The sequence below is a fragment of the Chordicoccus furentiruminis genome, assembly GCF_019355395.1.
Classification (GTDB): Bacteria; Bacillota; Clostridia; order Lachnospirales; family Lachnospiraceae; genus Chordicoccus; species Chordicoccus furentiruminis.
Window position 1 is genome coordinate 480,724 of the sequence record NZ_CP048829.1, and the last position, 16,208, is coordinate 496,931.

Here is a 16,208-nt window from a genome sequence, read left to right on the forward strand (position 1 = left end):
ACAAGATAGGAGTCCAACTTATGGCAAGGCAGCAACACACACCTGAGGAGAAAGCGAAGCTCGTACTGGAGGCGATCAGAGGCGAAAGAACCATTAATGAAATCGCATCCGACAACAATATCCATCCCAACATGCTTTCCAAGTGGAAGCGAGATGCCGAAAACCGGCTGTACACCCTTTTCCAGGATACCTCCGCCAAAGAGCGGAAAGCAAAGAAGGAGCAAGAGGCCGAAATTGAAGAACTTTATGCCCGGATCGGCAAGCTCACTACTCAGAATGAGTGGTTGAAAAAAAATCTGGTTTCTGAGTTGTCTATTTCAGAGAGACGGCTGCTTGTAGATATGGAAGGCGCAGACCTTCCGATATCTATGCAGGCAGAACTCCTGGATCTTAACAGATCAGGGCTGTACTACAGACCAGTACCACCGTCGACGGATGACCTGAATATCAAACTGCACATTGACAAGATCTATACTGCTCACCCTGAATATGGATATCGGCGGATATGCTGGTGGCTTAATAATAAGGACATGATCCTCATTAATCATAAAGCCGTGCTGCGCCATATGCAGGAGATGGGGATTCAGGCAATCTATCCACGACAGAATACGAGTAAACCGGAACCCGGCCATAAAATATACCCGTATCTACTGAAAGGCCTGAAAATCGACCATCCGAATCATGTCTGGTCTATCGATATTACCTACATCCCGGTGAAAACGGACTGGCTTTATTTGGTTGCCATAATTGACTGGTTTTCCCGCTTCGTCCTCCACTGGGAAATGGACGATAACATGGAAATCGACTTTATCCTTGATACCAGCCGAAAAGCATTGAAGATCGCCAATCCCGAGATCATGAACTCTGATCAGGGGAGCCACTTCACCAGCCCTCAGTACACCAGACTGTTTCTTGATGCTGGATCCAGGATCAGCATGGATCATCGTGGCCGTGCCTATGATAACATCTTCGTAGAGCGTCTCTGGAGAACCATCAAATATGAGGAGGTCTACGTGAAGGCTTATGAAACCCCACGTGAGGCGCGTATAGGAATTAACAGTTACATGCGGTACTATAACCATGAACGTCCTCATTCACGGCTCGGATATCGTACACCGGAAGAGATTTACTGGGGCAGGTAACTTCAAACCTATCTCTCCCTCCCCAAGAGGATAAGCGTGGATATCTGAGCTGTAAAGGGTTCCTTCGGAAGCCGCAAGCGGCAAACCCTTGACAGCTCAGATACCCACACTTATGAGTCACCTAAGGGAGAGAAAGGGTGGGTGTTTCCTCCGGAAATCCAACTTATCCTTAGATGAGTAAGAAAGTAGCACTACACTCATCAAAATATACTTAATGTCTTTGTTTTGCCGCTATGTATTGCATTATTGAAAGCTATGCAGTATCATATATGTAGTTCTATCAAATACTACAAATTGCATTGGAGTACTGCATGGCCTTCATTAAAGCACAAAAAATTGTTCGTGATGACTCCGGAAGGATCATCAGTGGTTCAGCATCTATCGTGGACGCTGTCTATGTCCGTACCGGGAACAGCGCACACAGCAGACAGCAGGTCCGTGAGAAACTTGGCAGGGTCCTGTACTTAACTGATGACCGGAAAGCGGGCATTTTTCTGTCACCGACCAGGGGACTGATCGGGTATGATGCCCGTTCGGACAGCTTTTCTTCTGTAGAAAAAGATGATCCCCGCATCAATGGAGAGACTTTGTTCCCCCAGACTGAAATCCACACTGTTTTCGGTGATGCCTATCTGCTGCTTCGTTTTTTGGAAAAATGCGGTCTGCTTTCTGTTTTACGGAGCGTTTTTCCGAAAGATGAAGCTTATGAACGCATGCTGTGCCATATCCTGCACGGCATCCTGAAGGATGGATCGAGGATCAGCTGCGACAACTTCATCCTGAAATCCTTCGCTTCTTACCTGTTTCCGGATGTACCCATTCCATCGCTGCATTCGGATACGAGATTTTTCAGCATGCTCGGAGATGACCGGGTAAAAGTATCGTTCTTTCAGACCTTTGTAGCCGCCATGCAGAAGAAAGACCCGGATTTCGGAAAAGGCTGCTATGTTGATTCAACACCGCTGCCAAACGATATAGATGACAATCCGTTTAATGCTCTTTGCTGCCATGGTGTGGACTCATCAGAGGTCATGACCCGCCTGATCCTTGTACTGGATGAGAAGAGCGGACTTCCTGTCTGGTACGACATCATCCCCGGCAATGTCCTTGACATCAATACTGTCATGACGGTGGTAAATGATGTGGCTGACAGTCTCGGGATCGTAATTGAATCCCTTGTTCTGGATGCCGGTTATGTTTCCAGAGAACTGGTAGGCGCTTTTCATATCGGTACAGAAAAGACGATCATCGGAAGGATGCCTGCCCGGAAAGGGTATCCATATAAAACCCTTTACTGGGAGGTGAAGGACCTGATCGGCAAAGGGAAGTATGCATTTGTCAGAAAACATCATACATACTTTGGCTTCCGCAAGGAGATCGAACTATTTGGCCAGAAAGAGTATGCCTATATATATGTAGATCAATACAATGCTCTGAAGCGTTTCAGCGACTACCTGAGCGAACATGAAGATGAGTACGCTGCTATGAAGGTGAAGGACAAGGACTGGATGACTGTAAAATATGGTTATTTCGTCCTCGTCTCCAACCTGGACCTGAATCCCAAAGAGCTGCTGACTGAATATTTCGGCCGGACAGATATCGAAGTAGTATTCAAGACCAGTAAAGAATACCTTGATCTGCTCCCTCTTTCCAAGTGGACAGATCAAACAGTCAGAGGTAAGATCCTGCATGATATCATCAATACGATTTGCCTTCTGAAACTCCGCAAACAGCTTCTTCCTTCCGGAAGATCTGTCAGTGAGATCGTCGGCAGATGTCAGTCTCTCATGTGTTTCAGGAACAACACGGGTATTGTTACAGTGGAAACACCGTCAAAGCAGGTAAAAGAGTACTTCAGGCTGCTTCATACAGATGTACCGGCCCATATAGATTTGGGTAAGTTTACGTCAACTGTTATGACTGCAAAAATGTAGTGCTACTTTTGCTATCATTTAAGGCTTATTTTTACAAAAAATTTGTCTTGACAGAGGGGTTCACTTTAATCTCCCTCTGGCATGATTCACATTTGATTTCACCTGTTATTATCATATCGAATTTCTCGCTTATTATTTCAACTCTCGTCAGCCGATGATCACAACTACTCCTTTTTGGGAACTCATCCTGTAGTTGTCCGTCCGAGTATCGCTTTTCCCTGATCAAATGCACCACATCTGGCACCGATCAGATTATGCCGTTCTTCTGAACCTGAATGAAAATAATAACCACAGCACTCGGATCAGCAAAGGCTATAGATGTTATTTCGAAGGACACACCGTGTTTCCTAATGTTCTTCTGGTTCTTCTCCTCATCGTACTGTATTATCATTCAGCACCTCCGGAGTTGCACCAAAGAAATGCTCTTGTGCTGATGAACTCCTAAAGCCATATTTCAGACCCTGGGGAAGTATTTCTCTTTAATCCGCTATATGTCCTTTCGACCGGATCACGTCAATCCCTCCTGAACAAATCCCTTGTGTAGACCTTCTCTTCTACATCATCAAGCACACTATCATACCGATTCGCGATGATGGCATCTGATCCGCTCTTGAACTTTTCGATGTCGTTAACCACCAGGCTTCCGAAGAACGTTGTTCCGTCCGGTAATGTCGGCTCATAGATGATAACGGTTGCACCCTTCGCTTTCAGTCTCTTCATCACGCCCTGAATCGAACTCTGCCGGAAGTTATCGCTATTGGCTTTCATCGTCAACCGATAAACTCCGATTGAACAAAATCGCTGCGCGATGGCCTGCCTGGGCTGTGGCGCAGTTTTACGTTATTGACTAACAAAAAAGCAGTGGAAATGCTTTTCGTAATTCGGTATTGTTAAGTTACCACACAAAACAACTGAATACGGAAAGCCCCACTGCCTATGAAAACAATAGCATTTACAGGCGTCTTCCGCAATCGGAATTATGATGCCAACGCACCTCCTGATAGGTAGTTGTATCTGAAGACACTACTATCAAGGAGGTTTTTATGTACGAAGATATTTTTACCCCGATCCGTAATGAAGCTCAAAAGCGGAACTTAAAAGAAAGTACTATCAACGCTTACTGCAATTCCGTAGACTACTTCCTGCGCACTATAAACAAAGATGTTTCTGCCCTCACAACAGATGACGTTGATGCATTCCTGACAGAAAAGCGGCTCAGCGGATTGGCGCCTCGGACTTATAATCATTATCATTCCTCAATCCGATTTTTCTATAAACGGATCCTGAAGATGAACTGGGACGATGAAGACATTCCCAGGATGAAGCTTGACCGCTCATTGCCTACTGTTCTTTCAAGGGATGAAATACAGAGCATTATTGATCATACGCCCAACCTTAAACACAAAGCGATTATTGCCACCATGTATTCTTCCGGCCTGAGAGTGTCTGAAGTCGTACATCTTCATTATGACGATATATCCCGAGCTAACAGAACCATTCATGTCCGCGAAAGCAAGAGCCGACGGGACCGATATACGATTCTTTCTGATCGCAACCTTGATTTACTGACCGAATACTGGTTTAAGTGTGGCAAGCCCAGAGACATTCTTTTCCCAAGCTCATGGACCGGAACTTATCTTGACAAGAACAGCATCAATCAGTATTTCAAGAAAAGTGCAGAAAGAGCCGGTATTACTAAAAAGGTCACCAGTCATTGCTGCCGCCACAGCTTTGCCAGTCATCTGTTTGAGGATGGTGTTGACATTAAATACATTCAGGCATTGCTTGGACATGTGGATCCAAAATCGACAGAAGTCTATATCCATGTCAGCAACAAGAGCCTTCTTGGGATCCGCAGCCCTTACGATCTGCATAAAGGCGGTGAAGCATGAGTACTGAATGTACAATCCAGGATGTCTTTAACCGTTTTTACCCTGATTACGTGAAAACACATGAACTCTCTGCGGCTCAACGAAAAGTGGCTTATCATATCAGGAACTGTAAAACCGGTGCATTCGGTATCAATATCAGTGTCTGCGAAGACTGCGGCTGCATTTCGGTCCACTACAATTCCTGCCGTGACCGATGCTGTCCCATGTGCCAGGAGTTCCCAAAGGAAAAGTGGGTGGATGCCCGTCGGGAAGATGTACTGGATGCGCCATACTTCCATGTGGTCTTCACTGTCCCGGAGGAGTTGAATCCTGTCATCTACAGCAACCAGAAACTCCTGTATGATGCCCTTTATCATGCTTCATCCGATACACTGCGGGAACTGGCTTCCGACAGCAAATATCTTGGTGCTGACATTGGTTATATTTGCATCCTCCATACATGGGGGAGTGAGATGAACTTCCATCCGCATATCCATGCCGTTGTGCTGGGCGGCGGTCTCGACCCCAAAAACCAGTGGAAAGATACCGGAGAAGAGTTCTTCCTTCCCATCCGGGTTGTTTCACGCCTATTCCGCGGCAAGTATCTTGCGGAGCTGAAACACCTTTGGGAAGACGGAAAGCTTGAATTCCACGGCAGCGCAGAGTGCTTCAAAAACCACTATGCGTTCAAGGATCTGCTGGACTCCTGTTATAAAAAAGAGTGGATCCCTTACTGCAAGAAACCGTTTGATGGCGCTGAGTCCGTTATCAAATATCTCGGGAAGTATACCCACCGGATCGCGATCAGCAACTATCGTATTAAAAGCATGACGGACAGCACTGTCACCTTTACTGCAAAAGATTACAAAAACCAGGGACAATGGAAAGAAGTCACCATCACCGGTGAAGAATTCATGCGCCGGTTTCTGATGCATGTCCCGCCCAAAAGGTTCGTACGGATCAGGCACTATGGACTTCTTTCTTCACGGAACAAAAACCGGAAGATTACTCTTTGCCGGAATCTTCTTGGTGGTAAAAAATATCTGTCCCGATTGAAGAATCTGGATGGACCGGCAATCATCCGCCTTCTCTATAACAAGGATGTCTGTAAATGCTCGTCCTGTGGCGGAAGGATCATTCCGATAGGTGCTGATCCATCTTTGTTCCGGCCAGAGCCACATCTGCTCTGTTGATTTCTTAAAAATGAATACGGATTCTGTGAAGCCTTTTAAAGGCTTATTTCTGATGCGATCATCGTGGTTTTCTTGTACAAAACAGTACATTTATCAGAGGATCCATGCTACACTCTGAGCAAAAGCGGTCTGATTGAAAGTCCATATATACAGGCAACCCGGACGCGCTTTGTTCAACCAGGAAAAATCGAAATTGTTGCAAACGAAAGGGCAGTTATCGGAAAGCGCAATGCTGCTTTTTCGTTTGCACCACCTTCGATTCTTTCCTTAACGATTGCAATTGGTCTTTCCTTCTCCGCATTCCACATGGAATTCTGAGAATAACCATAATAACCTGCCTTGAATAGCACCCTATCCGCAATATGATCTTTCCTTGTCCTATTACTCTCAACAATCGCCTGGATAAGATTCTCCGGGACATCCTGGAAGTTGGCAAGAAGCTGCTTTGTGTCTTTCGGAAGGCAGTAACCACCATAACCGAAGGAGGGGTTGTTGTAATGGCTTCCGATTCTCGGATTCAGGCAAACACCATCGATGATGTCCTTAGTTTTCAATCCCTTCAGTTCTGCATAAGTGTCCAGCTCATTGAAGTAGGACACACGGAGGGCAAGATAAGTATTTGCAAAGAGTTTAACTGCTTAGCTGAGGATTAAGATAGTGCCTCTTCTATTTGTTCTGCCGTATCACCCACAACAATCTGCATATTGTCACCTTTGGTAATCACGCGGAGATAAAAGCCATGATTCTCGACTTTGAACAAATAATCCCTATCTCCCGGCGTGACCATCTTGAGAGTAAAACTTTTCTCTGGTTCATACAGCTTTTTGTTTATTGTATCGCCAATCGCATCAGCAGTTCTTCCTATTGATTCTTGAAACAATCGAGCTTGATTACAATACATATCGTACTGACATATTGCCCTTACAGAGGTTCCGGCTGTATTCAAACCGAGGTTAGCTCCCATATATACACGACCATCTTGAAGATCTACCATCGTATTGACATTTGCCTTGCGCAGTCGCTTATAATCCTCATCAGTCACATTTTCTGTAAGCGAGACAAAGCCTTTAATTCGCCTTGTTTCCATAGTATCTGGCCAGTTATTAACAAGGATTCTTACCAGTTCTTGTTCAGTCCACACAGATGATATATGTGGTCTAATCTGTAGGAAATACATCATATCATCGTGAACCTGATCTACATATGCGATAAGCAGGTATTCAGATCTTTCCATAAATCTGGGATCCTTGTCGTAAACCTTGGTGCTCAGGTGGAAATGAAATAATCCCCAGTCAAAGATCATCTTGTCTTTAAATGCCACGTCCACGATTGAGCGAGACATAAACGGAAGCAGATGATCGCCCTTCTCCACAACCGTTTTGAAGTACTCATATCCTGCCTTAGCATTATCTGGAATAACAAGCTCCTTGGAAACAAGTACTTTCCTCGGTTTGGGTTCCAATAATCTAAGCTGCATATTACAGTACTGATATAGTGCTCGATCCAGATTAACGTTTTCAAAATGAGCGGTATTGAGAACGTTGTATGCCCACTGATTTAGATCTTCTCGAAGATCAAGTTCTATTGTGTATTCCGTACCTTTGTAAATCAATTCGTGTCACCAACTTACATATTACCCATTATTTTATGATATGGTCGCCAAAAGTCGTGAATTCCCGACTTAGCGATTAAACAAAGTTTTGTTCCTTGACAATTGAATACAGTTTATGAGTGGATTTGTTCTTTATCTGAGATTTCCTTCCAGTGCATGGGGGATTATCTCTGTTTCCTCAGGCTGTTTCCGCCTACAACGCCCTGCATTTTTCGAGCCCTCTCTCGTGGAGCAGCAATTTTGTAAAGTTAAGGGCAAACATCTTAAGACTGAAGAACACTTTTGTCTTCAGTCTGCCTCTGACGGGCATGCTGTCTACCCGATATTTTCTTCTCAGAACAGAGGGTACGGTCTCAACACCGTTCCGGATTCGCCCAATCAACTTCACGGTCTCGTCATCTTTTCGGCGGATGGCTTCTTCTGTATGAGCCAGCGCACCAAGGGAAATGATGAGCACTGCTGTACGTGTTTTGATCTTTACGTTGCATTCTTTACGATGGGGGCAGTTTTCACAACAGCAGCGTGGAAAGGCTGCGCGGATTGAATTGGTCTGCCGGATATAGGAACTGCTCCTTGGCGCATGCCCTTCAGGACATTCAGCGACTGTTTGCCCATCTTCGGAAAGTTTGAACAGTGTCAGGATTTCCCGCGGCTTTCTGCCACGAAGGCCGGTGGTGAGCAGCCCGATGTTTTTCTCGGCCGCCTGAGCAGCCAGCTCCTCACTGGCATACGCGCCATCTGCAATGAGTGCCGTCGTCTCTTCGGAAGGCTCCGCGTTTTCGATGGTCTCCCTGAGATAATCCACATCACTTCGTGTGTTGCTATCGTATTGGTAATCCGTCACAAGGGAGCCGTTCGCATCAACAGTCTCTGTGATGTTTGCCGAATAGCCGCGATGTGCTTTTCCTGCCTTCATCCGGTAGGTAGCATCAGGATCTGCAGGGTTCTGCAGGGAAGAGGAATCCATGCCATCTCCTTTCCCTTTGGGAACGATATGGCCGTCATCGTCCTTTTTCGTCTGCTCCTGGATCGCCCGCTCCAAAAGCTGATAGTCTTCGGAGTCCGCATAATCCTCGGCACATTTCGGAAGCAGAGACGCGGCGTCATCGATGACCTTCTGCAGCCGTTCCGCCTGCGGGATGTCCTGATCATGATATATAACGCGATTTCTGTCATTCGGATCCGCGTAGTGCTCCAGGCCTTCGAGCAATTCGACCTTGCCGTCCCGGTGCAGTTCTTTTACAAGGTTGGAAATGCAGGTATACAGTAGTTCCAGGCGGCCCATCTTCCGGATGTTGGACTCGATCATCATGCTGTCCATCCGTTTGATGGAAGGAGATAGTTCCATGTATTTCCGCATGCTTTCCGCCATCTCGACGAAGCACTGATGAAGAAGATCTTCTCCGGTGGTAAGCTCATAAGCGGCAAGCCTTGAGCGGAAACGGCTCAGAGTCCGCTCGCTGACAGGCTGATCTTCAAAACTGGTCGTATGAAGAACATACTGATAGCGGAAATCAAACTCGCACGCTTCCGTGATCCCTTCATCTGTAAGAGATGTGAAGTCCTTCAGGATCAGAGCGCCAACGAAAACGTTGATCGGGGCGTTAGGCCGAGAGTTCGTCTTCTCACTGTAAAGCGGAGCAAAAATATGCTCATTGATCCGTGTAAAGACATGATCTGAAAATGCCTGTGCTCAGGATTTTTCCAACATCTGCTGCTTCCTCTTGGAAAGAAAAGCAAGCTTGTCAAAAAGGGAAATCTGCTGAGCGTAATTCGGCCCGAAGGACATATGGGCACCTCACAAATGAAAGTAGAATAGATAATTCTATTATACTATCGTGAGGGGTGAAAAACCGCATAAATACAGCAAAAAGTCGACTTTTTGCAAGTCATGAACTGTATTCAGTTGTCAAGGACCAGGATTATCAGGTACTTGCAATTGACGCCGAGATTGATACTTTTGGCGTCACAATCATTTTATCATTTGAACCCTATAACAACAACCCTGCCCCTCACCGCCGATTCCTGCTTTCTGGCACTCCTAATATCACTTTCACACACTCTCTCAACGTTTCTCCTCAGATTGATTGATTTCCGGCAGAGCCCTCACCCGTCTCCCATACCTCTCACAAAACGCCACCGTACTCCTCGTCCCGCTGTTCCGCCCCGCATCTATCACGTACAGCTCGTCCGAAAGCGCCGCTATAATCCGATTTCGTCTCGGAAACAGATACTTTGCCGGCTTTGTCCCCGGCGCATATTCCGATACAATACAACCACTCTCAGCTATCGTATCATAGAGTGCCCTGTGCTCCGGCGGATAGCAGACCTCCGGACCGGTTCCCATCACGGCTATGGTATATCCGTTCTCCTTCAGCGCAGCCGTATGTGCATAAGCATCAATCCCCTTCGCCATACCGCTTATAACCGCGCGATGACCAATTGCCGCCTGACGGCCAAGGTGAATGGCCCGCTCCCGGCCTTCCCTCGAGCACATTCTCGCCCCTACAATGCCTACAGATCCGGAATACTCATTAATCCTCAGATTTCCTTTTACATACAAAAGAACCGGTATGTCAGCGATCCCGGCAAAACGTTTCGGATATGCTTCATTTTCTTTTATGATCAGACTGATCCCATATTTGTCGATTGTATTTAATACACTGAAGCATCATTTTTTACGTAATAGATCGACTCCGAGTGTATCCAGGATTGCTTGAGTCTTTTTCTGGATTGCGGAGATCCGGATTCCCTCTTTGTCGCCGGTGTCGACACGGTAGATATTCTTCGTCAGTTTCAGTACATCCTCCGCGGAATACCTGTCGTCCAGTTTCGTGTTCCTGACCGCGTTCAGAAGGCCGTAGTAATAGAGCAGGCTGACATGGTTCAGGAACGCCCAGCCTCGGAAGTAATCATCCGTATGGGCATGGGATGCATTTGTTGATACGCTGTTTTTCAGGTAGTCGAAGCACTGTTCGATGTCCCAGCGTTCCTTATAGTCGAGATAAATCTCCCTCGGCTCGACATCGAGGTTGCTACAGAAGGAGAAATAGCCCATGCGTACTTCATTCACGACGTCCTTCGGCCGACGTTCTTCTTCGCCATAATCTTTCTCTGCCCGCTCCACGAAGTGACCGACCAGTTCCGCCCGTCTGGAATCATCGCGAAACGTGTAGATGAAGTTACCGCGATTCCCGCTCCTGCGCTTCCGGCACCAGACGGCGCGTTTGTTGTAAGAAAAGACATTGTCCCACTTACCGTCGCTTGGATTCTGGTAGAACTCCGGCTCGACATTAACGGTGTTTTCCTGTAGTGGAAGAATGTAACGCATGCCCGCATTCAGAAGGGCAGACACGTTCGGCTTGGAGTAGAAGCCTTTGTCCGCAATGATGATGCAGTCACTGCACCCAGCAGCGTTAACGGTATCCATGAAAGCACTCTTATCGACGATGGATCCCTGCACGACGCGGTAGAACACAGGCTTGTGGGAATCCTTTTCGAAGACATACAGAAGGCGCGCCTGAGGGTCGAGACTATGATCCGGGTTATACCCTTTCGCCGCGAGCGAATCGGCAGACTTTGTGAAGATGGAAGTCCCGTCGAAAAGGAGCGTTGTTCCCGGCATAACCTGGGATTTCATGAACGCGTCGATTCTGTCCTGTTTCGAACCAAGACCGGCAATGAACTTCCGGACGGAGCCTTCCGATATCGAGATGTCCCCGCAGATGTCGCTCATGTAGGAATCAAGGAACAGCGGCTGGATCATCTTTGCGGACGAGATCTTGTCCACAAGGCGAATCAGGGAGAGCGTACGGATCTCACGGAATGAATCAGGAAAGTATTTCCGGAGGCTGTCGCTGAGATCCGGCGTCAGCTGCTGCAGGACTTCGTACGCGCCATAATTCTTTACGGACGGAGCGACATCCGGCATAAGCCGCATTTCCTGCATGAGACGGAGACCATTGGTGTTCGGTATGAAGCCGTCCGCCTCGGTGATCTTGCCGATGCTCTTTCCTGTGACCTTCTGAGGCCTGCCCTTGGCGGCATCCCACTTGGAAGAAACCAGGTAAGTGTAATAATGCCCGCCGATAAAGCGGATCTCGACTGCTCCGAACTGGGTCGGCCGTCTGCTCTTGATTGATTCAGGAATGCTCATTGAAAGTCCTTTCTATTAACGTAACTTACGTAATAATTATACTTCTGATGAGCCGCTAAATCAAGTAAAAGTGAGGCTAAATATGTTGAAAACAGCGTATTTTCAAGGTGTCCGATGCTACCCGTAGCATGGGTGGATGCGTAAAACGGCTAATTAGCCGCATTTCTATTAACGTAAAATTTGAGGTTTCAGTGTTAATATCTCCTCCGCCCTACTCCTAAGTTCCGGCTTCTCTCTCTGTTCCAGAAAAGCTAGGAGCTGCCTATGTGCGACCGTTGACCTCTGTGATCTGTCCATTCCAGAATTATGATCTGAGACACTACTTCGAATACTCTTTTCATTTTTGGCAAGTATCTCAGCCTGGTCCAGTTCAAAGCAGATATCTATATTTCCACACACTGAAAGCAGCAGGTTCTGTCCGACAGGACCAAGCCCGCTTATCAGCGTAAGCATTACATAACGCAATAGTTTTCTCTCATCATTCTTATTCATGTGATCGCATACATCTGGCTGCTCGACACATCCAGATCCCGGCAGTGGAGCACGCGGATGATATCCTCCCTGCGGATCATCTCTGCTCCGTCAATATCTGCAGAAGTTCTTGCCAGTCTCAGCAGCTTATGAATTACCCTTGCACTGTAGCCGTATTTTTCACTTGCGGTTTTCAGGATTTCCGTACATTCCGCGTCCAGTTTACAGTATTTCTGAATCATCGAACTCGTCATCTGAGCATTGCAGCTGACCTCTTTGTCATTCCGAAAGCGCTCCTGCTGAATCTTTCTTGCACGTTCCACTTTTTCCCTCAGTTCCTTCGAGGAACAGGAGCTCCTCTTTTCGCTCAGCTCAAAATAGTCCACATGGACAACACTCTTCTGAATATCGATTCGTTCCAGAATCGGTCCGGATATCTTGCTCCGATAATGCAGGATTTCATAGTCAGAGCACCTGCACCGTTTCGATGGATAATACCCGCAGGGGCATGGATTCATTGCAGCTACAAGCATGAAATTCGCCGGATAGGAATTTGTCCCATTCACTCGTGAGATCGTTACACGTTTATCCTCCATGGGTTGGCGCAGGGCATCCAGGGTTCCCCTGGAGAATTCAGCAATTTCATCCAGAAACAACACCCCGTTATGCGCCAGTGAGACCTCCCCGGGCTGCGCATAACTGCCGCCGCCAATCAGGGCATTGAGTGACACATTGTGATGCGGTGCACGAAACGGACGTTCCCGGATGAGACCGTCACCAGCTTCCAGAAGGCCGGAAATACTATGGATTTTCGTCACTTCCAGCGACTCCTTCTCGGACATTTCCGGAAGAATGGTTGGTATGCGTTGTGCAATCATCGTCTTCCCGCATCCCGGTTCCCCAATCATCAGGATGTTGTGGCCGCCCGCCGCACCGAGGACAATCGCTTCGATCAGATCATCCTGCCCTCTGACATCCGAGAAGTCCAGTCCATGCCTTTCCGCCAGAGAGCCTGCAGATGCAGACTGATCTGTTCTCATGATCTGATCCTCTGATGCTGTTTCTTTGTATAAATCCAGCTTTCCCGCAAGAAACCGCACTGTGTCCGGAAGCGTTTTGACAGGGCAGATCCGGATTCCCGAAACGGATGAAGCCTCCTCCCTGTTATCAAATGGCACAACCACTGCCTTCACACCACATTTCTTTGCTTCTGTAACCATAGACAGCACGCCATTGCAGGGACGGATTCTCCCGTCAAGTGCCAGCTCTCCGATAAAGGCATAATCTGCCAGATTCTTCGGGGCTATCTGGTCCGTCTGAAAGAGCAGCGCTATGGTCATTCCCAGATCAAAGTGCGAACCTCTTTTCTTTTTGTTGCCCGGTGCCAGGCTGATAATCACTTTATCTTTTGGAATATCATAACCACAGGTTTCAATGGCAGCCTGAATGCGCTCGCCGGCCTCTTTGATCGCCTGGTCCGGAAGACCGATCACCGATAACATCTGCTGCTGACCCTTAAGCGTAGAGACCTCGATCTCCACCATAAAGCCGTCTACTCCTGCGGTTGCCATGCTCTTCACTACAGTCGCCATGGATCCCCCTCTCTGATCATGAGTTCTGCTGATGCCTTAACAATGACTATGCTTGAATATTACTTGACTTATGTCCATTACCACGGAAGCCACATCTCATCTTCCTTCATATCCTTTTGAATCAGCATCTCCTGTTCCGCATGCGAAATTTTCCCCTCTACAAACATGCGATACTGCTCTCTCGGATTATTGTGAAAAGAAGCCAACACTCGTGACGTATCTACCAGATCCCTTAGCAATTTATCAACTGTTCCCCCTTTATCCTTTTCACAATTGACAAACAATCCGTAACTGCTGTAAGCATAGGTCAGGGGCTCCCTTACCATCCTTGCCTTTACCGGATTTAAATGAATGTACCTGCTGACTTCAAGAAAATATCTGGCATCCTCAATTGTGCAAGCCGTATACCTTCCCTCGAATAAGTGGCCACTATATGAATACCGATGATTGAACTCCGATGCATAAAGGCTCAACAGTTTCTGCATAATTTTCCAGATCTCGTCATTGGCTGTTTCAATCAGCATGTGAAAATGGTTTGTCATCAGGCACACACTGTGCAGCTTGAACGGGAAAAGGCCTTGTACCAGTTCTATATATTCCAAAAACGTCACATAATCATACTTTTCCTTAAAAATAGCATTTCTCCTGTTCCCCCGGCTCATCACATGATAAGTTGCTCCTGGATACCACTGTCTTTTCTTTCGTGCCAATCGTTGCACCTCCGATTTGTGCCAAGCAATATATACTAATATACGGATTTCATGATGTTTTAAGACTTAAAGTCAGGTTCGAAAATCACTTCATTTTCTTCTTATTCCGAAGGTACGAAAAACCTTCTGAAGTCTGCTTTAGCAGCTGGAGTCACAATTACTTTTAATTCTTCATCCCACGAACTGCCCCAAAAGTTCGTCAATGACCAGATCTGCTTCTTCGCCTATCCCTGCATCTGCCTGAGCAACAGAATGATCAATATGCCTCCAGAGTTGCTCTTCTGATTTAATTTCTAATGGACCGGATAATTCATTATTCACCAGACAACCTCGAAATTCCACTGTTGTATTTTATTTCTGCTCTTCTACCTTGAACTGTTCGCTTAAAGCTTCCGCATATCCCAAAAGTCTCTGCTGCAGTCTCGCATCCAGCGAATTATAAGATGTAAGTAATCTTCCGCTGTCCGTCTCCGCATCAACGACATGCCATTTTTGAGGGTTGCCCCTAGTTCCCTGAGCCTCTATTCCAGATAACAGCCATTCCGGGGTCACATCCAGTGTTCGGCATATAATCATGATCTTTTCAGCTGTCGGATTAGTTCTTTTCTTTCTCCAGTCACTGATTGTTGATTCCGGTATTCCGGTTTTTTGGGAAAACTCTTTCTGCGTCATCTGCGACTCTTCAAGTTTTTGAAAGATCCTGTCTCTGATCAACATGGTGTATTACGCCCTTCCAAAATATATACTATTATACGGATTATAGGTGCAAACTAAGAATGTGTCAACCCTGTTCATGGTACTGATGTAAGAGTCGTAACATTTTCTTAATGGGGTCAGGCCCCTATGTTCGCTCTATGTTCGCTCTACACGCTGCCACAATATGCAGGATGTGCTTCGCCCGTTTCAGATGCAGTTTATACAAATCCTCCGAGGATATTGTTGCCGGTGCGCCGTAATCGGAGTTGTATGCATTGGAGGGCCTGCGCCGAAGATTAGGGGCTGCGCAGCTAATCACATCTACTGTTACCCAGTTCTTTTCCTCCATCCGTTCTGGCCATGCTTCGTCGGTCTTACAGATCACCACGCCCGGAGAATAGATGCAGGCATCCGTGTGAAGATTATCATGCGCATCTCGGTTTTTCTGATAATAACTCTGCCATAGCCAATTCTGTGTCAGTGTAGGATACAAGGTTGAACACCGGCAAAGGCTCTCCTCCTGAGCCGAACTACCGGTTCTCACACCACCGCCCGGATTTGTGGCTGAAGCAAAATTCAGGACTGCAATCTTCCATTCAGGATGCTCTGCATGAATCTTCATTGCTGCCTCAAAGGACTTATGCTTCGTGACGATTATTGATCCATTTGTCACTGCATCATTAGGAATATCCGGATAATCTTCCGCTTCATAAAGTTTTGTGGAAGTTCTTGCTGTCTGTACTGCTTTTGAAAGCTGTGGATTCTGCGTATAGAAACGCTGTGTATCCTCAAATACATCAATAAGCCGTTGCCGCCTGTCCATTTTTGCAC

General features: G+C 46.7%; 15 protein-coding genes and 3 pseudogenes. 4 read left to right on the plus strand and 14 right to left on the minus strand.

Translation table 11 applies throughout. The features are described from left to right. The first annotated feature begins 20 nt into the window (after positions 1-20). Positions 21-1,142, plus strand: a complete 1,122-nt coding sequence (locus tag G4C92_RS02235) for an IS3 family transposase (protein ID WP_274940993.1) — start codon at positions 21-23, stop codon at positions 1,140-1,142. 854 nt (positions 1,143-1,996) lie between these two features. Continuing rightward, complete coding sequence (locus G4C92_RS02240; protein ID WP_274940994.1) at positions 1,997-3,076, plus strand: transposase; 1,080 nt, start codon at positions 1,997-1,999, stop codon at positions 3,074-3,076. A 247-nt stretch (positions 3,077-3,323) separates the two neighbouring features. On the opposite strand, the gene G4C92_RS02245 is transcribed toward G4C92_RS02240, so the two are convergent. Then, positions 3,324-3,467, minus strand: a complete 144-nt coding sequence (locus tag G4C92_RS02245; RefSeq protein ID WP_274940995.1) for a BrnT family toxin — start codon at positions 3,465-3,467, stop codon at positions 3,324-3,326. Between the two features lie 122 nt (positions 3,468-3,589). Continuing rightward, positions 3,590-3,868 (minus strand): annotated as a pseudogene (locus G4C92_RS02250) (UDP binding domain-containing protein); the annotation flags it as partial. Positions 3,869-4,119: 251 nt separating this feature from the next. On the opposite strand from G4C92_RS02250, the gene G4C92_RS02255 reads away from it, so the two are divergent. Together G4C92_RS02255 and G4C92_RS02260 are read left to right on the plus strand one after the other, a co-directional pair. Continuing rightward, complete coding sequence (locus tag G4C92_RS02255; RefSeq protein WP_274939502.1) at positions 4,120-4,968, plus strand: tyrosine-type recombinase/integrase; 849 nt, start codon at positions 4,120-4,122, stop codon at positions 4,966-4,968. Then, positions 4,965-6,140 (plus strand): IS91 family transposase, encoded by a 1,176-nt coding sequence (locus G4C92_RS02260; protein WP_274939501.1) that lies wholly within the window; start codon positions 4,965-4,967, stop codon positions 6,138-6,140. The genes G4C92_RS02255 and G4C92_RS02260 overlap by 4 nt, the downstream gene beginning before the upstream one ends. A gap of 316 nt (positions 6,141-6,456) precedes the next feature. Here the strand turns inward: G4C92_RS02260 and G4C92_RS02265 are convergent. The 12 genes and pseudogenes from G4C92_RS02265 to G4C92_RS02320 all read right to left on the minus strand — a co-directional run. Then, a pseudogene (locus tag G4C92_RS02265) lies at positions 6,457-6,778 on the minus strand (UDP-glucose 6-dehydrogenase); the annotation flags it as partial. 11 nt (positions 6,779-6,789) lie between these two features. Continuing rightward, positions 6,790-7,617 (minus strand): hypothetical protein, encoded by an 828-nt coding sequence (locus G4C92_RS02270; RefSeq protein WP_274940996.1) that lies wholly within the window; start codon positions 7,615-7,617, stop codon positions 6,790-6,792. Between the two features lie 328 nt (positions 7,618-7,945). Continuing rightward, entirely contained in the window at positions 7,946-9,124 is a 1,179-nt protein-coding gene (locus G4C92_RS02275) for a transposase (RefSeq protein WP_274940997.1), read from the minus strand. 78 nt (positions 9,125-9,202) lie between these two features. Continuing rightward, a pseudogene (locus tag G4C92_RS14850) lies at positions 9,203-9,412 on the minus strand (transposase); the annotation flags it as partial. Positions 9,413-9,817: 405 nt separating this feature from the next. Then, positions 9,818-10,402, minus strand: coding sequence for a DNA-processing protein DprA (locus G4C92_RS02285; protein ID WP_330654869.1), 585 nt, complete (start codon positions 10,400-10,402; stop codon positions 9,818-9,820). A gap of 21 nt (positions 10,403-10,423) precedes the next feature. Further along, on the minus strand, positions 10,424-11,908 hold the full coding sequence (locus G4C92_RS02290; RefSeq protein WP_274939777.1) for a transposase: 1,485 nt from the start codon (positions 11,906-11,908) through the stop codon (positions 10,424-10,426). Positions 11,909-12,076: 168 nt separating this feature from the next. After that, positions 12,077-12,400 (minus strand): hypothetical protein, encoded by a 324-nt coding sequence (locus G4C92_RS02295; protein WP_274940998.1) that lies wholly within the window; start codon positions 12,398-12,400, stop codon positions 12,077-12,079. Further along, positions 12,397-13,971, minus strand: a complete 1,575-nt coding sequence (locus tag G4C92_RS02300) for a YifB family Mg chelatase-like AAA ATPase (RefSeq protein ID WP_274940999.1) — start codon at positions 13,969-13,971, stop codon at positions 12,397-12,399. Before G4C92_RS02300 ends, G4C92_RS02295 begins: the two co-directional genes overlap by 4 nt. Before the next feature lie 77 nt (positions 13,972-14,048). Beyond that, positions 14,049-14,681 (minus strand): transposase, encoded by a 633-nt coding sequence (locus G4C92_RS02305; protein ID WP_274941000.1) that lies wholly within the window; start codon positions 14,679-14,681, stop codon positions 14,049-14,051. A 171-nt stretch (positions 14,682-14,852) separates the two neighbouring features. Beyond that, positions 14,853-15,002: a hypothetical protein gene (locus G4C92_RS02310; RefSeq protein WP_274941001.1), complete on the minus strand. Its 150-nt coding sequence runs from the start codon at positions 15,000-15,002 to the stop codon at positions 14,853-14,855. Positions 15,003-15,032: 30 nt separating this feature from the next. Then, positions 15,033-15,398 (minus strand): helix-turn-helix domain-containing protein, encoded by a 366-nt coding sequence (locus G4C92_RS02315; RefSeq protein ID WP_274941002.1) that lies wholly within the window; start codon positions 15,396-15,398, stop codon positions 15,033-15,035. Between the two features lie 124 nt (positions 15,399-15,522). Then, positions 15,523-16,200 carry a TIGR02452 family protein gene (locus G4C92_RS02320; RefSeq protein ID WP_274941003.1) on the minus strand — a complete coding sequence of 226 codons (678 nt, stop codon included), beginning with the start codon at positions 16,198-16,200 and terminating at the stop codon, positions 15,523-15,525. Positions 16,201-16,208: the final 8 nt, after the last annotated feature.